Here is a 21,572-nt window from a genome sequence, read left to right as displayed (position 1 = left end):
TTGATTCTACGATAGCGCATTCATAGCTTGATTTCACCGAAAATCTCAATAGTAATTTACGCAAAACGATTGCGTCCCGAAATGTTATGCACAGAAATATCCACAGACGTGAATAAATTGTTAGTTAATTCTGTCTTCATCTATAACGAACATGCTCCTAAAATGACCGATTTGACGGCCCCTTGTTTCTTCGCAATAAAGAACGTGGATCGTTATCCACATTACACACATTATCCACAGTGTATAAGTGAAAAAACTATCCACGTTTGCATCATTTATTTAGAGATTGTAAACCCGCATAATTGCACATATTTATTAAAGTATTCACACTATTCTGTAGATATGTGGATAACTTTGTGCACAATTCAACTCATCCACAGCTTTTTTGCTAAAAATAATCACAATCGTCGTCCAATGTACAATACATGAGTTGAGACGCCCAACATATAAGGATCATCCGATGACCCTATGATCAGCTCCATCAATTGACGATAGGCTTCATCACCCTGACTTCGCCAATATTCGGCGGCCTGGGGATCATGATCCAGAACGGACGCAAAGCCGTCCGATCCGATTAGTTGCAACGTTTCGAAGCCCTCCTCCTCCATTTGAGGGATGATGCGGTCGACTTGTTCATAATATACACCGGTGAAGCGACCTGGATCACTATGATTGAATACCCCCGTCTTCACGAACTCCGACAAGGCTTCAATTTCATGATGCGGCTTCCACATCCAGGGCTGGCGAATGGATTGCTGTATAAACTTGGCTCGCGGCATAAACGCCGCGCATACGATGCCTCCTGGCTTGGTTACGCGTCGCAGTTCCCGAAGAGCCTGCTTTCTTTCCTCTTTTTCCTGCAAATGATAAAGCGGCCCCATCATCAATGACGCATCGAATGATTCATCAGAAAAGCATGACAGCTCAATTGCGTTGCTGACATGAAAGCCAGTGAATCGACTCTCTACACCAGCTGACCTTGATTTATCCCTAGCCTCCGCTACGAATCTGGGCATTACATCCGCGAGTCCTATTTGATAACCCCACTGCGCCAGCTCAATGGCATACTTGCCAGGTCCCGAGCCGATGTCGGCAATATGCCCGCTAGCGGGCAAATATTTGCGCAAGTAATGCAGGTTAACATAAAATTCAAGCGGCTCTCTATCGAGCCGCCCCCATTCGTCGAATGCTTCATAAAAATCCTGTATCGTCGATCCCATCGGCATCCTCATCCTCCGCTTATTCGTTTGCCGTACGTTTCTCCTTTACTCTGTTTCGCGCTCCAGCGGTCATAATCGCCTGATTGCAGGCCGAGATATAGGCCTCTGCCGCTGCCAGAATAATATCCTTATTCGCAGAGGTTCCACGATACCGTGTCCCATTATGAACAATGCTTACCACCGCTTCGCCATGCGCGTCTTCTCCGGTAGACAGCGAGTGCAGCTCCAGATCCTCGAATTCCACAGATACCGGAATCGCTTGGCCGATTGCATGAATGACCGCTTCCAGTGGACCGGCTCCCATAGCCATATAAGATTCCTCTACGCCTTGCTCATTCTCGCGAATCGTGACCGTCGCGCTGCGTGAACGTTGCGTCCCGGCATGTACTTGCAGATCGATAAGCGCAAAGGGATCAGGCTGCGTCTTCGTCATTTCGCCCGCGATTCGGATCAATTGATCATCCGTTACAATCTTCTGGCCATCCGCAACCTCCTTGAAGCGGCTAAAGACGTTTTTGAATTGATCATCCGTTACTTCCACGCCGTATTCAGCCAAACGATGCTTAATGGCATGGCTGCCGGAATGCTTGCCAAGAATAATCATATTACGGGAAATCCCCATCGCTTCGGGGTCCATAATTTCATACGTATTACGGTTTTTCAGCAAGCCATCCTGATGAATGCCCGACTCATGCTGGAAAGCATTGCGCCCGACAATTGGCTTGTTGTACGCAATCGGGAAGTTCATTGTACGGCTGACCAGACGCGAAGTCTCATAGATTTCACGTATATCCACATTTGTCTTCGCCTGCATCGCATCTTTGCGCGTCTCAATCGCCATGACCAGCTCCTCCAGCGAGCAATTGCCTGCACGCTCGCCAATGCCGTTCACCGTAACCTCGATCTGTGTCGCTCCTCCTTGAATCGCCGCCAGGCTATTCGCTACAGCCAGACCTAGATCGTTATGACAATGAGCGCTGTAGCGGACCGTCTCGCCGCCTCTTGCTTCCCGGCGAACCGCTTGGAACAGATCGATCATTTCATGCGGCATGGCATAGCCAAGCGTATCCGGCAGATTGATAACCGTTGCGCCTTCGGCAATGACCGCTTCCACCAGTTGAATGACAAAGTCGCGTCCCGACCTTGTAGAATCCATCGCCGAGAATTCAATTTCATCGACGAATTGTTTACCGTAAGCCACCATCTCGCGCGCAATCTGGACGACTTCATCACGAGACTTACGCAGTTGATGATTCAAGTGAATATCCGAGGAAGAGATGAACAGATGCAATCTGCGCTTCGCAGCATCCTGGGTAGCTTTCACTGCAGCATCAATATCTACCTTCACGGCACGCGCGAATCCAGCGATCTCCACATTTTGCAGTTCACGAGAAATTTGCTGCACGGCTGCGAATTCACCCGGGCTGGACACTGGGAATCCCGGCTCGATCACATCAATGCCAAGCTTGGCCAGTTGCCTCGCAATGACAATTTTGCGCTCTGGCGCAATGGAAGCTCCTGGCGATTGCTCGCCGTCTCTCAGTGTTGTATCGAAAATTTGGATATTTTTCATCGTATGGGTCATGGGTAATTCCTCCTTGGAGTTATGAGTTATGGGTAACAAAAAAAGCATGGCGTCTCGATGAAGAGACGACATGCCTTCGCATATGCCGTGGTACCACTCTACTTGGCAGCATCTACATGGAACGCCTCATGCATAATATGCATGCTGATTCGCGTTCCTGGACAACTGCCCGCTTGGAGCCGAATGACGACGGCTAGCCGTAACGAAGTAATAGCGCCCTTCACCCTATTCGGTGAATTCTTCCTTCCCCCGCTCCGCTCCCAGGCGAGTTTCAAGTCAGGCGTTCGGCTGCGTCGCACCAACCCGCAGCTCTCTGATCGAAGGCGACAGCCTCTCCAATCGGAGGTTGGCTATGCTTCGTATTCCTGCACTGACTTTACTTACTCCTGTTCATTGCGTTTGTTGCTATAGAAATTGTCAATTACTGTACATTGAATCTACTTACATCTTCCAGACAACAAGAAAAGCCTGTCGCCTCTATTCAAGAGACGACAGGCTATAATGACCCGCGCGGTACCACCCTTGTTGACTGTCTCACGTTTATTGAATTAAACGCAGACATGCCCACCTTAGTCATAAGACCGACTCCGGATGCCGATGCTTATGTACCCCGTTACGGAGGTTAACCGTAGCGATGTACGCAAGCTCGCCTCCATGCGTAAGTCCGCATTCAGGCCGCCTGTTTCCATTGCTCCGCTCCCAGGTGAGCTTCGAACCCTTCTTCGACTGCGTTGCACCACCCCGCAGCTCTCTGTTTCCCGATCGGTTCTACTATTCCTGTTCTCAGCGTTTCATCCATATGTGATTGAAGTATTGTTGCTTATTATATCTATACTCCAATTATCTGTCAATTCCGAAATGAATATTCATTCGCTAACCATGTCATACGCCCGCCGATATGGACCATTCCTCCAGCGAAAGACCAGGATCAGCTCTCATGTCCAGCTCCGTGAATTGACCTCTTGTCAGCTTAAGATATGCAGCCGCACCGATCATGGCAGCATTGTCCGTACATAGCGATCCCGGCGGAATAAGCAATTGAATTCCTTCTTCCTTGCACCGTGAATCCAGCGTCGCTCTCAATCCGCGATTGGCAGCAACACCGCCGCACAGAAGCAATTGCTTTGTACCGTATTGCTTGAGGGATCGAAGCGCCTTCGTCACAAGCACATCGATGACCGATTCCTGGAAACCTCTAGCCAGAGCCGCTTCATCCAGCTCTTGACCTTTCATGCGCGCCTGATTGATGACAGCTAATACCGCTGACTTAAGTCCGCTGAAGCTGAAGTCGTAGCTATCCGCTTCGAGCCAAGCCCGCGGCAGCGCAATAGCTTCAGATGCCTCGCCAGCAAGCCGATCGATATGCGGTCCGCCAGGGTATGGCAACCGAAGCGCGCGAGCCACTTTGTCGTATGCTTCCCCTACCGCATCATCGCGCGTTCGGCCAATAATCCGGAATTCCCCTTCGCTCTCCAGCAGCACCAGCTCCGTATGCCCTCCCGAGACGACCAGCGCCATACACGGATATTCCAGTTCATGCACAAGCGCATTGGCATAGATATGCCCAGCAATATGATGCGTTCCGATTAACGGAATATCAAGCGCCAGCGCCAGGCTTTTGGCCGCTACGATCCCAACCAGCAAGGCGCCAACCAGCCCCGGTCCCTGCGTTACCGCAATAGCCGTCAGCTCGTCCAGCTTATGACCGGATTGACGCACCGCTTGCTCCATAATGACCGTAATAGTCTCCACATGCTTGCGGGATGCGATCTCCGGCACAACCCCGCCGAATCGCTCATGCACGTCAATCTGGCTGGAGACGATATTGGATAGAATGTGTTTGCCTCCGCGTATGACGGACGCTGATGTCTCGTCGCAGCTTGTCTCGATGGCGAGAATGAGCGACTCCTCATAAGCATCCGATGCAGTATGATGTTTTTGCCCCATAGTCAATTCCATTCCTCTCCCGTCTTGAGCTGCTCGGTATCAAGCTCCGCCCACATAATCAACGCATCCTCATCATTGTCAGAATAATAACGAGGTCGGATGCCGGCAGGCTGGAAACCGTATTTGCGGTACAAATGCTGGGCTATCTCATTGGATACCCGTACCTCAAGCGTCATGCGCGCCGCGCCAAAAAACACGGCCGTCCGCTGGAGCTGCTCCAGCAGCAAGTGGCCAAGTCCCTTCCCCCGAAGATCGGAGCGCACGGCAATATTCGTAATATGGGCCTCGTCCATAATGACCCACATTCCCCCATAGCCGAACACTTCTCCCTGGTACTCCATCACCAGATATTTGGCGAACATATTGTTCGTCAGCTCGTTCGTGAAAGCTTCAGCCGTCCAAGGGCCAGTAAAAGCTTCTTCCTCAATGGCGATAATAGCAGGAATGTCCGCCATCGTCATGGCACGATAAATCAGCTTGTCCGTGTCCATGCTCATGACTTGGCCTCTTCCGCTTCCCTCGCGTTCCACTTGACCTCCGCCTCTGTCAGCTGAGTATAATTCGGCGTAAATCCGTGTACATTCTCCCGCGCTCCGCTAGCAAAACGTTGAGCGCCGAGATAGGCAAGCGCACTTCCTTGAAGCACATGAGGTAACAAGCGCACTTTGACGCCTGCCCCCCCACATCGCTCTTGAAGCAAAGCAGCGGATTCCTCATGAAGCGACAAATCCCCGGTCAGCCAAATCGTCAGAGGACCTGACTTCGAATACGCTTCTGCCGCAGTTGTAATCTCGTCCGTCCATTCTCTCATCATTCGGACGCCATCGTTCAGCCAGCGGTGCCAGCCAGCGACGTTGCCCATGCCAAAGCCCGCACTATACACCTGTCCGCGGCGAGCATCCATAATGGGGAGCAGCCAGTGCTCACCGGACTGCTCTGGCAGCTCCTCGCCATAAGCTATATCTAATCCCGCGTGCAGCGCACCGTAAGCGATAGCCTCCAGGCTAGAGATACCGATGAGCGGCTTCTCCCAGGTCCAAGCCAGCGTCTTCGCCGCCGTCACCGCTATCCGCATGCCCGTATAAGAGCCGGGCCCGTTGCCTACCACAATCGCGTCCAGATGATCCGATTGCATGCAAGTCTCCTTCAGCATATCCTTCAGATGTGTAATGACATGGACGGAATGATTCCGTTCGGCAAGCGATTCAATCTGAGTCAGCACTTCTCCATTGCGTATAATGGCAGCCGCCATAGCAGCTGTCGATGTATCCAGCGCAAGGAAGGTTCCGTGTATTGTCTGTTCCATTAAGTCGTCGCTCCCATCTTGTCCCATTCATCGCACCAATCGGCGTAAGGCTCTCCGATACCCCTCGCGCGAATGAAGCGCTCTTCCCCGCTTACATGCTCGATATACAACTCCAGCCTATTCGCAGGAAGCAGCTCCTCAATGAGACTCGCCCACTCCACAAGCGTCACGCCGGAGCCGAAGAAATAATCGTCCAATCCAAGCTCATCCGCTTCTTCCAGAGAGATTCGATAAACATCCATATGATAGAAGGGCATAGAAACGCCCTCATATTCCTTAATAATCGTAAAGGTCGGACTATTCACGATTCCCGGCACGCCGATTGCGGCGGCGAATGCCTGAGAGAACGTTGTTTTGCCGGCACCCAGGTCGCCGTCCAGCGCAATAACCGTCCCTGGCCTCGCGTTTGCCGCGAGCCGGGCCGCTAGCTGTGCCGTTTCTTGTAAGCTGCCAATACGCCATTCAGCCCATGCAGTTCGTTGCTCCATCTTCTTCACCCGTTCATGTTCCAAAATGATTAAAGCCTCTCTTCGGCAGCGATGTCCTTAGCAACGCCATTTCATCGACCCCGGAATTTCGTCCATTCCATCCGTGAGGAAGCGGAATCCATTCCACTCCCGGACTGCCTTCCTCCGTCTTGCCGATCACATAGAAGGGCAGTCCATGCCGATGAAATTCAGCCTTCAGGGCAGTCACACCGCTTCGATCCATCGTGCCGACAAGAACGTAATCCTCTCCCCCGTACAGCATCCACTCCAGTGGATCAGAGCCAACGCTTGACGCATAGGCACTCATGCTCCCGCTCTTCGGCATCAATCGTTCCTCCAGTACAATCCGCAAGCCCGATGCCTCCGCAATTTCCCAAGCCTCGCTGGCCAGCCCATCGCTAACATCGTTAAGCGAATGGCAAATTCCAGATCGAAGCAGAAGGCGTCCCGCCAATATGGATGGGGCAGGCTGCTGATGGGCAGCTACAAGTGCTCGACAATCCGGATCAGAGACCTTCTCGGCATGCCGCTTGTTTGCCGACGCACCTTGAAGGACATGAAGGCCTCCCGCCGACAGACCGACCGGCCCCGTCACGAATACGACATCGCCGGGACGTGCGCCTGACCGCATTATTTCCTTGCCTGCCTCTACTGCGCCCGTTAACGATACCGATATAACCAAATGCGCCGGCGAGGAAGTAGTATCCCCGCCGACGATGGCTACCCCATACTGTTCCGCGCAAGCGTACAGACCGTCATAGATTGACTTCATGCGCTCTGGCCCCCAGGTTGCGGGTACGCAGACCGAGACAACCGCATGCAGCGGCACGCCGCCCATCGCAGCGATATCACTGACATTGGCTGCCAGCGCTTTGTATCCGATATGCTCGTCCCTCATGGTCTGTTCCGTAAAGTGTACTTGCTCAACCATCGTATCGGATACGAGCAGTTGCCTTCTCTCGCCCACGATGCCATCCTGTGCGGAATTGAAATCAAGAACAGCCGCATCGTCTCCGATGCCCAGCACCGTCCCGCGCGAGTGCTGCCAATGGGCCGACTGCCTCTCCGAAGTCCAATATTGAATGCGTGCAAACTCATCCATAAACGTCCAATCTCCTTCTATGGCGCCTTGCACGCTCTATTTCTCATCATTTTACCTCAATCATCACTAGAATCAAAGTCATAGGGCTTAGGCGGCAATCGAGCCCTTCTTGCTGGCACTCACTATGCCGGTACAAGAAGGGCTCGATTGTTCTACAATTCTTTGGTGATTGTAATATGAGGGGTATCTTTCAATTCAATCTCGTAAGGGGATGCAGGCGCTTTGCCGTCCATCTCCTTAATGACGCGAACGCGAGGGCGATGCACCGCCAGTTCACTGTTCTCTGATACTACGACCTCTTGACCTGTGCTTAGCAGCAGCGTCGTCGCCACGGGATAGACCGAGATGTGGCTGCAGAACAGCTTGATCAGCTCCAGATCGAAGAACGTTCCGCCAGCAGCGAACAGAAATTCGATAGCCTCGCTTGTCGTATACCGCTTCCTATGCGGTCTTGGAGATACCAATGCATCATAGGTATCGGCCAAACCAACGATTTGTGCATAGATGTGAATTTCGTCCTTTTGCAATCCGCGGGGATACCCCGAGCCGTTGTACCGTTCATGATGTTGAAGGGCGCAATGGGCGGATACAATTGAGATATCGTGATATTTTCTTAAAATATCGAAACCTTCCATGGGGTGGGTATGAAGAATCTTCTGCTCATCTGGTGTAAATCGCTCGGTCTTGGTCAACAGACTATGCGGCATCTTCGTCATCCCGATATCGAAGAGCAACGCGCCAATCCCGAGTTCTTCCAGCTGATTCCGATTGAAGCCCTTTGCGATTCCCATAATACCGGCCAGCACCGCCACGTTGAACGAATGCTGGAACAGATACGCGTCCCTGGAATGGATACTGGTCAAATTGACAAGCATATTAGGTCTAGTAGCCAAATCCTGCATAATGCTTCCGAATACCGCACGGAAATTGCGTCCCATATCCGGCGCAATCGTCCTGCCTCTCGTGACGATCTCTTCCTTAAAGGAATTCATCGTCTTATATATAACATTGACCGCATTCGACCGCGTCTCGTCCCTGATTGTATCCTCTGGAACGATATCGGTCGTATTCCCGTCTTCAATGTACAAGAAATCAATTCCTAAATTCTCCAGACGTTGAATATACCGCTCATTCAACTCTACACCTTCGCCAAGAAGAACGTTGCCGTTATCTTGAAAGATGGATTTTGCAACCTTGTCTCCAGGCTTGACCATTCCAAGTTGCACTTTTCTCATTAGATTTGTTCCCGCCTTTTAAACAAAACTTTGCACTTGCAGCCAGATAAAACTATATTAACAGACTGAGACCTATCTTACTATGTAAGGAGCAGGTAACTACGAAATGGCAACTTTCAACTCTTGCGAACGACCATTGCCACGCAAAAAATCCCGGACATCTCGTCGGGACCTTATGCCAATTTACGCTTTACGATACGATTGCGTCCACTGTACTTCGCTTCATACAGAGCAGCGTCGGCCTGGGCCATTAACTCGCGAAGAAATGCTTTCGGATTGTCCAGATCCGATGCATTGAACTGCTCAATTGAAATAACGCCCATGCTGATCGTAACCGTAATCGTGGCATCGCCTGTTCCTGTCGGTACCAGATTCTTCTCGACCGCCGACTTCACTTGTTCTGCCATAATCTCCGCCTGCTCCCGATTCGTATGGGGGAGATAGACGGTGAATTCCTCGCCGCCGAACCGGGCAAGCACATCCGTCAGCCGCAAAGCGCTGCGTACCGCATCGACTGTACTGCAAAGCACCTCATCGCCAATCAAGTGTCCGTAACGGTCGTTAATGGACTTGAAATAATCCAGATCGAAGATAAAGATAGAGAACGGAATGCCATACCGGATATTGTTAACGACCTCTTCTTCGAGCTGCTGCAGCAAATATCTGCGATTGTAGCAGCCGGTGAGACCATCCGTAATCGCCATATGCTCCAGCTTCCGGTTCGCCTGATATAATTCATCCTGCATAATCAAGAGCTCGCGGTTTCTCTCCTGAAGAAGCTCGTTTTGAGTGTTCGTCTCCTCCACCAGTACACGAAGCTCCGTCACATCGTGGAAAGTAAGGACGCGCCCCACAATGCGCTTCTTCTGGTTCAGAATCGGCGCAGACTGCACAATGACATGGCGAATATGATTCGTATCGAGGGACAGCTCCACCTCTAGTCGCTCCATAGGCCGCAGTCGCTGCCCTTCGAAAAAAGCTTGCAGCTGTCTGGCGGTATCACTTTTGAATTGGGACGCCAGCACCTCCGGATTAAAGCTGTCCCCGATGCGGATACGAAGAATCGGCTTAATCACTTTATTGACCTCAATGATTGTATCGTTCTCATCCATAACGATAATGCCCATCGACATCGTATTCATAATGTCCTTCTGGACGATCTGAATAATGTCGAACACCTTGTTCCGGCTAATCGCATGAACGATATAGATAGCGGTTACAGTCATGCCCACCGATACAAGCGGAATGTAACGAGCGAAATAATCGATATAAGCCACATTGACGAAAAAATCGGTAATGGAGAAAAACGACAGCACGAACACGCTGTTCAGTGCGGTTCGGACCATCTTGCGCTGACGGATTGATTCGTCCCGTCTTCCCAGCTTGTACAATAGAATAACTAAAGATACCGATAAATACAGGACGAGTTGAATAATCATAACCCAATAAAGCGAGCCATGCTGCAGTTGTTTAAGCGGTTCCACATTCTGGTTAATATCAAGAAATCCGCCGTCCGGATTCCATACAACGACAATAACCGACACAAGTGCCGGTATCGATAGCAGAAGCAAGCGACTCTTCCGAATGATGTAGTATTGACCTGTCAAAAATAAGATAAAAGCAAACCATCCAATACCGAGCAATGAAAGGCCAATATAGGACGCGGATAGGTAAAAAAGCCTATAACTGACCACCGTTGTCGTCTGCGATGCAAACTGAAACAGAGGCCATAGCATGAAGACGATATGCAAGAAAAGATAGATTCGGTGCAGAACCGTGACTGAGCTTGATGAAAATAAATATAAAAATAAGCCCAGCAGCACCGCAAACGTACTAAAGTCTATCCAAATCATCCATTCCAATACGGTTCACCCATTCATTTGGTAGCCATCTTCTTCCATTGTAGCAAATGTTAATCCTATCGACAATTGGCTATTTCGTAGTTTTTACGAATTTGTTCTCTTCGTCCGGCCAGCGATGGGACAATATGCTCTCTAGTGCTGGAGACAGATGCAGAAAGTCTCTGAAACTCTCATATTGCTTCCACTTGGCGAGTGATGGTTCTTTGTGCGGAGTCGCTACAGCACGAATCAGCAGGTTTTTCGGGGTATGCTCCGGGTCCACGAACTCCAGCATGTTCACCTTGTAGCCGAGCACTTCCAGCAGATTCCCCCGGACGGCATCAGTTGCGAGCGCCGCGAACCGCTCCTTCAGCAGTCCTTGCGAGAATAGCGGCGCCAGCACATCACTCTTCACTTGCCGGAACAGCTCATGCTGGCAGCAAGGAACTGACATGATCACAGAGGCTCCCCAGCCTACCGCCTTGGCCAAAGCCGCATCTGTTGCCGTATCGCAAGCATGAAGGGTTACGACCATATCGGCTGCTTCAAGACCTTCATACTCTGCAATATCCCCGACGAGAAACGTCAGCTTGTCATACCCCAGCTTCTCGGCCAGATTAGAGCAGAAGTGAATGACATCTTCCTTCAGATCCAGCCCGATCACAGAGATATCACGCCCCTGCTCTACAGCAAGTAGATGATACAAGGCGAACGTCAGATACGACTTGCCACAGCCGAAGTCAACGATCTTAAGCTGGCGATCCTGCGGAAGCGCGTCCAGCACGTCGGTCACCATCTCCAGGAACCGATTGATCTGACGGTACTTGTCCTGCTTCTTCGCGTGGACGCGTCCATCCTCTGTCATGATGCCAAGCTCCACCATGAATGGCGCCGGCTTGCCTTCCTCCAGGATGCGCTGCTTCTTGCGATTGTGCTGGGGCGGTACAGACGTGTCCCGTCCGCTTACAGCAGACTTTCGAACCGTCGCTTTTCCCTTCTTGCTGAACAGCAGTTGAATATCGGCATCCGACGTTTTCACTAGTCCCTGCCGATACAGGGGACCGACGATCTCTAGCAATCGCGTGATCGTCTCATCCTTATCCAAGTTGTGATGGAGCACTTTATTCGCATAATGGGACTCGAATTGGTAACGAAGCCCCTCTTTCAGATTCACAGGCCGGACGACCGTCCGCGGAGCCGTCATCTCTCCGCCCCCGCGCGGCGAGCTAAGCGTCGCTTGCAGCAATTGTCCATTCCTGATCCAGCTCTCGATATCCTGTTGCCATTGTTCCGTCATGCTTGACTGGTCACTCCCTCGTTGCCTTATGCTTTCAATGCCGATTCCAGATCGGCCATGCCTTGGCGAATCTCTTCTCGCGGAAGTCCTCCCGCGGCCAACGCCTCGTCGCTCAGCCCCAACAGCCGACGATAGATCGCAGAGGCTTCCTCCGGCGATATCGTCTTCGCCTCAAGCAGCTCGTACATCATATTTTCAGTCAAATCGTAACGTCCATCCGCCTCATGCCATTCCATCAGCAGCCGCTTTGCAGGAGAGGGCAGCTCATAGGCGCTGAGCAGTTCCAACAGTTCGTTTATTTGCTCTCCAGGTTCTACGATCGTGGGCTCTGCACCCATTAAGGACAAGTGCACAAAAAGGCGAAGAGAACGCACATACATCTCGTAGCATTCCGCTTCCCGTCCAAGTTCCCCATGAAGCACTCCCTCTTGCTTCATAAGAATGGCGATAGCCTGAAGATGATCGGTATCGACCACTCCATTCGTAGTCATGATGTTGATCAAGTCTTCATCGGACAATGAACGAATCAGCTTGCTGCTAAGCCGGAAATGCTTGTCCAGAAGCTCGTCCAGCACGAGCAGCGCTTCCTCCTGCTTCATCTGCTTGCGCAATCCAAGCACTTGCCCTAGCGCTTCCGTCATCTGACCGATCATTCTCATGAAATAATCGCGTTGGAACATAGACCGCGTCCTCCCCTCGCCATTCCTTATTGCTCTTGCTAGATCGACCTTACGAAAGAAGCGATCTCTTCCGCAAGCTGTGCCGAACATTCCATCATGCTCATATGCCCCGCTTGTTCCAGTTCGACCTTTCTCGTCTCACCGTTAACGGCGGAGAATGTGCTCTCCACCGGAATAACCCCGTCTTGAGCGCCTGCTACAAGCAAGATTGGCAAAGCAGACTCCCTGATCACCGTGCTGCGATCAGCTCTGCCCTTCATCCCCTTAGCGGTGGCCACAGCGCCATGCAGAGCTGTTGTGTAGCCAATTTCCTTGCACCTCGCTACTTCCGGCTCCATCCCCTCCAGCCGATCCTTGGCGAACAGCTTCGGAATCAGACCATCGACGAACTCCGCGATGCCGTTCTCTTGAAGTGCAGCGACCGCTTTATCCCGATTGGCACGGGCAGCCTCGCTATCCGGCAGCGGAGTTGAATGCACAAGTCCGAATGCCGCGAGCTTATCGGCATAACGTTCTGTGAATGCCAGCGTCACATATCCGCCCAAGGAATGGCCCAGTACGATCGCACGGCGAATGGACAGCGAATCCAGCAGAGCAGCCACATCGTCAGCGAACAGCTCCATCGAATAAATCTCGTCCTCCGGGGCGGAGCTTAGTCCGTGTCCCCTGGCGTCGGGGGCTATGACTCGAATGGAGTCAGCCAGCTCGTCCACAATTTTTTCCCAATAGGCAGAGCTGCCGCAATAGCCGTGCAGCAGGACCAGCGCCGTATCGAGTCCATGCGATTCCTTCGAGTCATAATAAGCCAGCTTGATACCGTCCTTCAGATCAATGGTGTCCCGGGCTATTGATGGGTTGCCGCCCGTTTTCTCGTTTTCTTTTATCATAATCAAGCCTCCTTATCAGTTTGAATCCTACTACCCGTTACTTGCTTCCTCCAACCACGCAGCCTGAACGGCAGCAGCCACTGCCTTCACCATCCCCATAACTAGATGCAGCGATGTCGTCTGCAACATCCCGTACGCCTTGACGCCATACAGATTGACGACACCGGCAATGCTGTAATCGCCTACGGCAGGCAGTCTCCGTCCTGTTGCCACACCCGGCTGCAAGGAGCCTTCCTTGACAATAAAGCCTCCTACCGATTGTGGTTTGCCCAGACATGCGTCAACCGCAATCACCGTCATTCGGTCCCTGTCTTGCATGAGGGCAGCCTTGCTTGCAGCCGCCTCTACTGTATGGGCATCGCACGGCTCCTCTAGCGTGCCAATCACATGCTTCCAGCCCTGCTCCTTCAGCATCGTACCGAGCAGCGGACCGAATGCGTCTCCGGTTGACCGATCGCTCCCGATGCAGATGAACATGATGCAGTCCGGGTTGGGCTCCCGACTTGCGATCATGGCCAGAAAACTCGCCAATTCCTCTATATTTACTGCCGCCTGTGCCTCGGCATCCGCTCTAATGCCAGGCCGCAGCCCGCGTACTGCGCCGCTTCTCATTGACTGTTCCGTATCACGCACCTGACCTTTCATCCGTTTCCGGTTTCCGTACTCTTCCCAATACTATTTATTGTACCGAATATTGCCCTCGTCTTCAATTTGTGGCGATCCCCTCCCCAGTCGTGATACAATGACGGAAGCCAACACCCAAGGAAAGGGGCGGAGAATATGAGCAACCTGGATCAACCCACCCAAGAAAACGTAGAAATCATGATCGAAGCGATCAAGACCAAGCTGAGAATGGCATCGGGTGCAGCCATGCAAGCATCTAACTTCAACGTAGAACAATACGAGGATATAAAGGATTTGTACGATGTGGTAGACGGTAAGGACAGATTCAGCATCAGCGAGGTCGAGGCATTGGTTTCGGAGCTTGGCAAGCTGCGCAAAAAATGATGGTCCTCACGAAGCGGGATATATCGTTTATTCTGCCATTATGAACCATTAATTATCATTATTCGACAGAAAAGAACCGAAATCGCTCAAGCCGATTTCGGTTCTTTTCCTGCCGTTTTCGTTATTCCTGACTATCCGGACTTTCGTTCTGCTCCGCATCCACCGCTTCAATGGACAGCTTGATGGTGATGTCCTTGCGCTCGCCCTTCAGGAAGTGCGCCAGTCTCTCCAGCTTATCGGCCAGCTCCGGTCCGCTCAACGTCGTGTTGAGCTGGTAGTCGAATGAATCGGAAGGTAGCTTCGCGCCGTAACTGCCGCTGCGCCAGCCCCGCTCGTCCACATGACCGGGACGTTGATTCAAATTTTCTTGAACCGGGTAGAACTTGTCAGACTTATTCACGACACGCTCATAAATTCTAAGCTTCTTCAACAACATGTAATATTGGGCTGAATGCTTGAAGTTCCAAGCCTCCCGAATATCCTTAAGAGTATAATCCATCTTCCAACGCTTTAGTTTCTCAACCTGCTCGTCTGGGCTTAGCTGCAAAAAATCGTCAAGCGGCAGCATTTTCTCTGGCATTGCTATCCCTCCGTTATGATGGATCATCAAAATTTATTAATTCTAAAAACAATATTTATTATATAAAAAATACCATAATACATGAAAGATTACAACAAAGAACCTTCCCGTTCATCACATTGTCGATTTTCAGGAAGGTTCTCTATTCATTTTGGGGTGGCGCCTGCCGAAATAAGGAATTGATGAAAGGCCAATCTTCCATGTTCGTTTCGCTTGAATACACCTGCATCTCTAAGGACGCTGAGGAATTTCTCCCCGGTTTCCACTTGCATGATTTCCCAAGCTTGTGTTCCCGAATTCGCGGTACCGTACTTATTGGCTAGCGTTTCCAGCCACTTCCCGTGCTTGTGAAGTGGATGCTCCTCCCGCCCAAGCATCGTTATTTCCTCCGGTGGATCGCTCGTCAAGTATAGGGACAAGCTCTTCAGCTCTTCGCTCAGCCGACCTGGCAGCACTGCCAGTCCCATCACTTCAATTAGCCCGATATTTTCCTTCTTGATATGGTGCAGATCCCCATGAGGATGGAAGATCCCATCCGGATGTTCGGGACTGGTGCGATTATTGCGCAGCACCAGATCCAGCTCGTACTCGCCATTATCCCGCAGACGCGCAATTGGCGTAACCGTATTGTGAAGCTCGCGCATATGGTTCGCCCGATCCGTCCATGCCAACACTTCGGCAGAGGCGTCACTATAGCCTCTCCAGGCATCCAGCATGCGTTCAGCCGCTTTCAGCACACCTAATCGGGAAGATCCGTTAAGACGGATAACAGACATGGGCCACTCCACAATGCCAATAGATACATCGGGGCAGTCGGCGTCTGTGAACCATGACTCCACCTTCGCCGTTTCCATCGGAAAGACATGCCGTCCAGCCTGGAAGTGGTCATGACTTAGAATGGAGCCGCCCACAATGGGCAGATCCGCATTGGAGCCGATAAAATAATGCGGGAATTGCTCCACAAAATCAAATAGTCTTACAAACGTACCGGGGGTGATCGCCATAGGCTCATGCGCGGCCTTCAGTACGATGCTGTGCTCATTGTAATAAACGTAGGGAGAGTATTGAAAATACCAAGCTTCTCCTCCCAAACTGAGGGGCAGCACTCTCAAATTCTGCCTTGCCGGATGATCCATTCTTCCAGCATAGCCTACATTGTCCGCACATAGCAGACAGCTTGGGTAATGACTGGGCGGAATCGATCTCAGCAGCGCGATTTCTTGCGGGTCCTTCTCCGGCTTAGACAAATTAATCGTCATCTCCAGATTTCCGTAAGAAGTCTGGTGCAGCCAGTATAGATTGCTCGCAATACGGTCCATGCGAATATAATTGCTCGCGATATTCATCTGATAGAAGGCAGCCGTAGCGTTCGCTAAGCCTTCCCGTTCCGACCTCTTGTGAAATCGTTCCGCCACTTCCGACGGTCTGGGCATAAGCAATCCCATAATCTTGGCGTCCAGCAAGTCCCGCTGCGTCATCGTGGAATCAGGCACCAATCCAATGGAGCAGCCGTAGTCAAGCAGCGGCTCCAGCAGCTCGGACACCCTCCCTATCTCCACACCCTGAACAGTTCCTTCATAAGGCTCGGAAAATCCGAACAGATCAAGCAAGGCGTTGCGTCCATAGGACAAATCCAGTTCGTGCAGCAACTCCTGTTGTTGCGCGAACACCAATAATCGTTCGATCAGCAGCAGCGCTTCTTCTGCAGAAGGCGCCCTTTGCGGAGCGATTCTCATACGTCCAGCTCCTCTCATGCAGTTGCAGGTGGTTACATGCTATCCCCATAGCCGTCCGGGTGCGATGTATGCCAATTCCATGCGCTCTTGATGATATGCTCGAGCTCGCTGCGGCGGGGTTCCCAGCCCAGCTCCGTGCGCGCGCGCTGCGATGACGCGACCAATACAGCGGGATCGCCGGCCCGTCGCGGCTCGATAATCGCTGGAATAGCCTCGCCCGTAACCGTGCGCGCAATCCCAATCACTTCTTTTACGGAGAAGCCTTGCCCGTTGCCCAGATTATAGACTGCGCTGTCAGCGCCCGTACGCAGACGGTCGACCGCCAACACATGGGCATCCGCCAGATCGCTCACATGAATATAGTCACGGATGCAAGTGCCATCTGGCGTATCGTAATCATCCCCAAACACAGAGATATGAGGACGCTTGCCCAGTGCCGCTTCCAACACAATCGGCACCAGATGCGTCTCCGGCTGGTGATCCTCTCCGATCTTGCCGTTTTCATGCGCTCCCGCAGCGTTAAAGTAGCGAAGGGCGATGAACTTGATGCCATGGGCCGTATCAAACCAATGCATCATCTTCTCCATCGCCAGCTTTGTCTCGCCATATGCATTCGTCGGCTGCGTCCGGTCATATTCATCAATCGGGACTTGCTCCGGCTCGCCGTAAGTGGCGGCGGTGGATGAGAACACGATTTTCTTAACACCGTATTCATTCATCTTCTCCAGCAGGCATAACGTTCCGTACACATTATTGTGATAATACTTGCCCGGCTGCTTCATACTCTCGCCCACTAACGAATTGGCGGCAAAATGAATGACCGCATCGATCGTATTCTCTGTAAAAATCCGATCCAATACCTCATCATCGCGCAAGTCGCCCACATACAGCTTGCCGCCAAGCAGCGCTTCCTTATGTCCTTGCTGCAAGTTATCCAGAACAACAATCTCCTCGTCGCGATCTAGCAGCGCTGCCACCGTATGAGAGCCGATATATCCTGCGCCTCCCGTAACTAATACTGCCATTTCAACATCTCCTCACTAGTTAAATTCCCTTTATTTAAGGCTCCAGCCTCTCTACGCCATTACCGATGCTGCATACGTAGAAATCGGCTTTCAAGCCAGTAGCTTCCGTGTATCGACGTCCAACCTCTTCCATGAATAAAGCCACGTTGTCTTCATGCACAAGCGAAACCGTACAACCGCCAAACCCTGCTCCCGTCATACGCGAGCCTGCCACGCCTGGTAGTTGACGGGCGGCGTCCACCAACGCGTCGAGCTCTTGTCCTGTCACCTCATACAAGTCCCGCAGCGACTGATGCGATGCGTTCATCAGTTCGCCGAACCGTTCCAGATCCCCCGCAGTCAGCGCCTCTACCGATTGCAGCACACGCTCATTCTCCTCTACTACATGCTGAGCGCGTCTCCTGACGGTCTCGTCTTGAATCAGATGATGGATGCTATGGAACTGACCTGCGCTCAGTTCACCAAGCAGCTCCAGGTCTGGATGTGCGGCTCGCAGCTCCTCTACAGCACGTTCGCACTCGGCGCGTCGCTCGTTATATTTGGAGTCTGCTAATCCTCTCCGTTTATTCGTATTAGCAATGATCAACTGATAGCTTCCAGTCTGGAATGGCACCATCTCGACCTTCAAAGTATCGCACATGAGCAGAAGCGCATGATCGCGCAGCCCGTGAGCAACGGCAAATTGGTCCATAATGCCGCATTTGACGCCGTTGAACTCATTCTCCGACTTTTGCGACAACAGCGCGATTTTGGTCTTGTCGAGCGGCAAGCCTTCCATTGACAACAAGGCGTACGCCGTCACGACTTCAATAGAAGCAGAGGAGGACAGACCCGCTCCGTTCGGAATCTCGCCATGGAAAAGCAGATCGTACCCCTGGCTGAACGCAATGCCTTGGCCCAACAGCTCATGCACGATCCCTTTCGGATAATTCATCCATTCATCCGCTGGATCATAAGAGACGGAATCCATGTCATGCAGCTTGGAAAGCTGGAAGTTCGTAGAAGCAAGGCCTAGACTCCGATCCCTTCTCCCCCGAATAAGAAGTGTCGTCCCGAAAGTTAGCGCCGCCGGGAATACATAACCTCCGTTATAGTCCGTATGTTCTCCGATCAGATTAACTCTTCCCGGGGCATGAAAAACTTCGATATCCGACGCATGTCCGCCATAATGTTCGATAAATTGAATTTTGAGCGTCTCTATATTAGCCATCGCTTTCACGTTCCTTTGCTAGTGGAATGAATCGTCTAATCTTGTTAGCCTTAGTATAGTGGAAGATAGCTGGAAGGGAAATGGCGGAATAGAAGCATCTTATGTATTTATGTGACTTTTCCATCCTCGACTGGGCATGTTATGATGTGAAAAAAAACAGTGTCGGATCATCGCGTCCCGGAAAGGGGAAAGTCAACATGAAACCGGAAACCTATCGTGTCGCATCCAATCCGGCAATCGAGAGCAGCGGCGAATCGGCCGCCTTGCGCGTCTTATTTTCCGGAGAAAGCCAGACGAAGCCCAGCCATCTTCTTGGCCCAAAAGTATATGACTTCTATCTCATGCACCTTGTCTTGTCGGGACGAGGCACCTTCGAGCTGAATGGCAATAGCTATGAACTAAACGCGGGGCATACCTTTCTAATCAAGCCAGGCCAGTTGATTCGCTATGAATCAGACAGCGCGGAACCGTGGCGTTACAGATGGATTGCATTCAAGGGAATAGAGGCAGCTGCGCTTGTTGAGTTAGCTGGTTTTGATTCAGGAGAAGGTCAATATGTCCATCTCCCCGATTTCCGGCGAGCTTCGATTCTATACCGTCGTGTCTATCAGACACTGCACGGTGATGGTGCCGCTGCTGCCCTGGAGGCTGCCGGATATGTTCAGCTTATTCTGGCGGCGTATGGCAAGGCAGACCTCACCTCACACCGGCGCGCAGAGATTGCGGGAAGCCATGGCGATCAACTCCACCAGCGAGTGATCCGCTTATTGTCCGCTCAGTATACGCACTCCGTATCCATCGAAGCGATGGCAGATTCGCTGGGCTACAACAGAGCTTATCTGTCGCGCGTCTTCAGGAAGAAGACCGGACTCTCTCCGATCTCCTTCCTGCTCAGGCTCAGATTGGACAGGGCGAAGCTGATGCTTAGGGAGCGGCCCCAATTGACCGTAGGGCAAGTAGCAGCCTCCGTCGGCATACAGGACGCGCTGTACTTCTCCAAGCAATTCAAGAAGCAGCACGGGCTCTCCCCTGTTGCATATAGGCTTGATATATTGGGGATGCAGGAGGATTCCTGATATCCGGCAATGGACATACTATGGATTAGGTTGTTCCATGAAAGGGTGTGTCTATGAAGGAGCTTCACACAGGCCAGCTATACTGGCCGACTACACGAAGGGATTCGAAGCCTTCCTCCCCTCTGCAAGAGGCAACTGCTGCCAAAGTTGCCATCATTGGCGGTGGCATGTCCGGCGTGAACTGCGCCTACGCCTTTGCAAAGGCTGGACTCGATACGCTCCTGGTCGAGCGAGGAGAGATTGCGGGAGGAAGCACATCAGCCAATACGGGCATGCTGCAATTTTGCAATGACATTATGTTGTGCGATCTGATCGATCAAATTGGCAAGGCGGATGCCCAGCTCTTCTACAAGAGATGCCTTCAATCCGTCGATGAGTTGGAACAAACAGCGCTCAGCCTGCCAGTCGATGTCGGCTTCAAACGAAGAAGCAGCCTCTACTTCGCTTCCTCGGAACAAGATCTGCCCAAGCTGAAGAGAGAATACGAAGCGCTCAAAGAAACGGGGTTTCAGGTAGAGTGGTGGTCAGCCGACGACATCTCAGCCCGTTTCCCGTTCCGAAAGCCGGGAGCGATCGTGACGCATGGCGATGCCGAGGTTAATCCCTATCAATTCGTACTTGCTCTCGCCGACGGGGCCGCTCAGGCCGGCGCGCGGTTGTACGAGCATACGGACATTGAACGACACGAGAAGCTTGCGGACGGACGGCATAGGCTGTACACCTCTGGAGGTCTTACGATCGACGCCGACTATCTCGTCTGTGCGGTTGGCTACGAGCCGGAGGAGCTGCGCGGCAAGCTGGTACAGGCAAGCATGAACCGCTCTTACTCCATCGCTACAAGCGTCATCCCGGAGCCGTTATTACCGCAATGGCACGAGCAATGGCTAATATGGGAGACGGCAAGACCCTATCTATACATGCGGACAACCGTCGATGGGCGCGTTATCGCGGGTGGATTGGACGAGGAGATCGAGCAGCCTGTTCATCGAGCAGCGATATTGGACAAGAGGGGGGAGAAGCTCCTTGAAAGGGTTCATTCCTTATTCCCCGATTGGCCACTTGCCATCGAATATACGTGGAACGCGACATTCGGAGAGTCGCAGGACAATCTTCCTTTCATCGGAGAGGACCCCGCTCTGCCGGGCGTATATTACAATCTGGGCTACGGCGGGAATGGCACCGTCTACTCCATGATTGGCGCGAAGACGATATTGGGATTGATTCGAGGCGAATACAAGGTCCATCCGCTTCCCTTTATCGGCATACGCACCTCCACTACATGACTGTGCTTGGCTTGCAAAAAAAAGCTGTCATCGGACAACATGCCGAGTGACAGCTTTTTTGTTACG

At 51.9% G+C, this 21,572-nt stretch carries 21 protein-coding genes; 3 read left to right on the top strand and 18 right to left on the bottom strand.

The features are described from left to right. Positions 1-398: 398 nt before the first annotated feature. The 14 genes from DX130_RS20935 to yyaC form a co-directional block, all read right to left on the bottom strand. Positions 399-1,226, bottom strand: a complete 828-nt coding sequence (locus tag DX130_RS20935; RefSeq protein WP_338068653.1) for a class I SAM-dependent methyltransferase — start codon at positions 1,224-1,226, stop codon at positions 399-401. 13 nt (positions 1,227-1,239) lie between these two features. Further along, positions 1,240-2,793 carry a 2-isopropylmalate synthase gene (locus tag DX130_RS20930; protein WP_116049029.1) on the bottom strand — a complete coding sequence of 518 codons (1,554 nt, stop codon included), beginning with the start codon at positions 2,791-2,793 and terminating at the stop codon, positions 1,240-1,242. Positions 2,794-2,903: 110 nt separating this feature from the next. Beyond that, a complete protein-coding gene (locus DX130_RS26245; protein ID WP_133297958.1) occupies positions 2,904-3,104 on the bottom strand; it encodes a hypothetical protein in 201 nt (66 codons plus the stop codon). Positions 3,105-3,687: 583 nt separating this feature from the next. Next, complete coding sequence (gene tsaD / locus DX130_RS20925) at positions 3,688-4,758, bottom strand: tRNA (adenosine(37)-N6)-threonylcarbamoyltransferase complex transferase subunit TsaD (protein ID WP_420818548.1); 1,071 nt, start codon at positions 4,756-4,758, stop codon at positions 3,688-3,690. Further along, positions 4,755-5,249, bottom strand: a complete 495-nt coding sequence (gene rimI, locus DX130_RS20920) for a ribosomal protein S18-alanine N-acetyltransferase (RefSeq protein WP_116048708.1) — start codon at positions 5,247-5,249, stop codon at positions 4,755-4,757. The genes tsaD and rimI overlap by 4 nt, the downstream gene beginning before the upstream one ends. After that, the gene (gene tsaB, locus DX130_RS20915) at positions 5,246-6,058 is read right to left on the bottom strand and encodes a tRNA (adenosine(37)-N6)-threonylcarbamoyltransferase complex dimerization subunit type 1 TsaB (RefSeq protein WP_116048707.1); all 813 of its coding nucleotides are present in this window, start codon (positions 6,056-6,058) and stop codon (positions 5,246-5,248) included. The genes rimI and tsaB overlap by 4 nt, the downstream gene beginning before the upstream one ends. Beyond that, positions 6,058-6,546, bottom strand: coding sequence for a tRNA (adenosine(37)-N6)-threonylcarbamoyltransferase complex ATPase subunit type 1 TsaE (tsaE, locus tag DX130_RS20910; RefSeq protein WP_116049028.1), 489 nt, complete (start codon positions 6,544-6,546; stop codon positions 6,058-6,060). The genes tsaB and tsaE overlap by 1 nt, the downstream gene beginning before the upstream one ends. Before the next feature lie 13 nt (positions 6,547-6,559). After that, positions 6,560-7,648: a thiamine-phosphate kinase gene (thiL, locus tag DX130_RS20905; RefSeq protein WP_116048705.1), complete on the bottom strand. Its 1,089-nt coding sequence runs from the start codon at positions 7,646-7,648 to the stop codon at positions 6,560-6,562. A gap of 152 nt (positions 7,649-7,800) precedes the next feature. Continuing rightward, entirely contained in the window at positions 7,801-8,883 is a 1,083-nt protein-coding gene (locus DX130_RS20900) for an HD-GYP domain-containing protein (RefSeq protein WP_116048703.1), read from the bottom strand. Between the two features lie 173 nt (positions 8,884-9,056). Beyond that, a complete protein-coding gene (locus DX130_RS20895; protein ID WP_240644642.1) occupies positions 9,057-10,736 on the bottom strand; it encodes a histidine kinase N-terminal 7TM domain-containing diguanylate cyclase in 1,680 nt (559 codons plus the stop codon). 79 nt (positions 10,737-10,815) lie between these two features. After that, positions 10,816-12,021: a class I SAM-dependent methyltransferase gene (locus DX130_RS20890; RefSeq protein WP_116048700.1), complete on the bottom strand. Its 1,206-nt coding sequence runs from the start codon at positions 12,019-12,021 to the stop codon at positions 10,816-10,818. A 26-nt stretch (positions 12,022-12,047) separates the two neighbouring features. Continuing rightward, a complete protein-coding gene (locus DX130_RS20885) occupies positions 12,048-12,701 on the bottom strand; it encodes a DUF6483 family protein (protein ID WP_116048699.1) in 654 nt (217 codons plus the stop codon). 38 nt (positions 12,702-12,739) lie between these two features. Further along, positions 12,740-13,588: an alpha/beta fold hydrolase gene (locus DX130_RS20880; protein WP_116048697.1), complete on the bottom strand. Its 849-nt coding sequence runs from the start codon at positions 13,586-13,588 to the stop codon at positions 12,740-12,742. A 30-nt stretch (positions 13,589-13,618) separates the two neighbouring features. Next, a complete protein-coding gene (yyaC, locus tag DX130_RS20875) occupies positions 13,619-14,221 on the bottom strand; it encodes a spore protease YyaC (protein ID WP_240644623.1) in 603 nt (200 codons plus the stop codon). A gap of 147 nt (positions 14,222-14,368) precedes the next feature. Between yyaC and DX130_RS20870 the strand changes: the two genes are divergently transcribed. Beyond that, a complete protein-coding gene (locus DX130_RS20870) occupies positions 14,369-14,596 on the top strand; it encodes a DUF1128 domain-containing protein (RefSeq protein ID WP_116048695.1) in 228 nt (75 codons plus the stop codon). Between the two features lie 121 nt (positions 14,597-14,717). Here the strand turns inward: DX130_RS20870 and DX130_RS20865 are convergent, their stop codons facing one another. From DX130_RS20865 to DX130_RS20850, 4 genes are all read right to left on the bottom strand, one after another. After that, positions 14,718-15,176, bottom strand: coding sequence for a hypothetical protein (locus tag DX130_RS20865; protein ID WP_116048694.1), 459 nt, complete (start codon positions 15,174-15,176; stop codon positions 14,718-14,720). Positions 15,177-15,322: 146 nt separating this feature from the next. Continuing rightward, positions 15,323-16,912, bottom strand: a complete 1,590-nt coding sequence (locus DX130_RS20860) for a UDP-glucose--hexose-1-phosphate uridylyltransferase (protein ID WP_116048692.1) — start codon at positions 16,910-16,912, stop codon at positions 15,323-15,325. 32 nt (positions 16,913-16,944) lie between these two features. Beyond that, a complete protein-coding gene (gene galE / locus DX130_RS20855) occupies positions 16,945-17,937 on the bottom strand; it encodes a UDP-glucose 4-epimerase GalE (RefSeq protein ID WP_116048690.1) in 993 nt (330 codons plus the stop codon). 34 nt (positions 17,938-17,971) lie between these two features. Continuing rightward, on the bottom strand, positions 17,972-19,147 hold the full coding sequence (locus DX130_RS20850) for a galactokinase (protein WP_116048689.1): 1,176 nt from the start codon (positions 19,145-19,147) through the stop codon (positions 17,972-17,974). 197 nt (positions 19,148-19,344) lie between these two features. Between DX130_RS20850 and DX130_RS20845 the strand changes: the two genes are divergently transcribed. Together DX130_RS20845 and DX130_RS20840 are read left to right on the top strand one after the other, a co-directional pair. Then, positions 19,345-20,223, top strand: coding sequence for an AraC family transcriptional regulator (locus DX130_RS20845; protein WP_116048687.1), 879 nt, complete (start codon positions 19,345-19,347; stop codon positions 20,221-20,223). A 53-nt stretch (positions 20,224-20,276) separates the two neighbouring features. After that, complete coding sequence (locus DX130_RS20840; protein ID WP_116048686.1) at positions 20,277-21,506, top strand: NAD(P)/FAD-dependent oxidoreductase; 1,230 nt, start codon at positions 20,277-20,279, stop codon at positions 21,504-21,506. The last annotated feature ends 66 nt before the right edge of the window (positions 21,507-21,572 follow it).

The sequence above is a fragment of the Paenibacillus paeoniae genome, assembly GCF_003388735.1.
Lineage (GTDB): Bacteria > Bacillota > Bacilli > Paenibacillales > Paenibacillaceae > Pristimantibacillus > Pristimantibacillus paeoniae.
This window is presented reverse-complemented; position numbering and strand designations above follow the sequence as displayed.

Coding starts and splice junctions, on each gene's coding strand:
- DX130_RS20935 (WP_338068653.1), bottom strand. CDS start 1,226: ATGCCGATGGGATCGACGATACAGGATTTTTATGAAGCATTCGACGAA.
- DX130_RS20860 (WP_116048692.1), bottom strand. CDS start 16,912: ATGAGAATCGCTCCGCAAAGGGCGCCTTCTGCAGAAGAAGCGCTGCTG.
- DX130_RS20895 (WP_240644642.1), bottom strand. CDS start 10,736: ATGATTTGGATAGACTTTAGTACGTTTGCGGTGCTGCTGGGCTTATTT.
- DX130_RS20865 (WP_116048694.1), bottom strand. CDS start 15,176: ATGCCAGAGAAAATGCTGCCGCTTGACGATTTTTTGCAGCTAAGCCCA.
- DX130_RS20850 (WP_116048689.1), bottom strand. CDS start 19,147: ATGGCTAATATAGAGACGCTCAAAATTCAATTTATCGAACATTATGGC.
- DX130_RS20885 (WP_116048699.1), bottom strand. CDS start 12,701: ATGTTCCAACGCGATTATTTCATGAGAATGATCGGTCAGATGACGGAA.
- DX130_RS20870 (WP_116048695.1), top strand. CDS start 14,369: ATGAGCAACCTGGATCAACCCACCCAAGAAAACGTAGAAATCATGATC.
- DX130_RS20880 (WP_116048697.1), bottom strand. CDS start 13,588: ATGATAAAAGAAAACGAGAAAACGGGCGGCAACCCATCAATAGCCCGG.
- DX130_RS20900 (WP_116048703.1), bottom strand. CDS start 8,883: ATGAGAAAAGTGCAACTTGGAATGGTCAAGCCTGGAGACAAGGTTGCA.
- DX130_RS20845 (WP_116048687.1), top strand. CDS start 19,345: ATGAAACCGGAAACCTATCGTGTCGCATCCAATCCGGCAATCGAGAGC.
- tsaB (WP_116048707.1), bottom strand. CDS start 6,058: ATGGAACAGACAATACACGGAACCTTCCTTGCGCTGGATACATCGACA.
- DX130_RS20930 (WP_116049029.1), bottom strand. CDS start 2,793: ATGAAAAATATCCAAATTTTCGATACAACACTGAGAGACGGCGAGCAA.
- thiL (WP_116048705.1), bottom strand. CDS start 7,648: ATGGATGAGTTTGCACGCATTCAATATTGGACTTCGGAGAGGCAGTCG.
- DX130_RS20890 (WP_116048700.1), bottom strand. CDS start 12,021: ATGACGGAACAATGGCAACAGGATATCGAGAGCTGGATCAGGAATGGA.
- galE (WP_116048690.1), bottom strand. CDS start 17,937: ATGGCAGTATTAGTTACGGGAGGCGCAGGATATATCGGCTCTCATACG.
- rimI (WP_116048708.1), bottom strand. CDS start 5,249: ATGAGCATGGACACGGACAAGCTGATTTATCGTGCCATGACGATGGCG.
- DX130_RS20840 (WP_116048686.1), top strand. CDS start 20,277: ATGAAGGAGCTTCACACAGGCCAGCTATACTGGCCGACTACACGAAGG.
- tsaE (WP_116049028.1), bottom strand. CDS start 6,546: ATGGAGCAACGAACTGCATGGGCTGAATGGCGTATTGGCAGCTTACAA.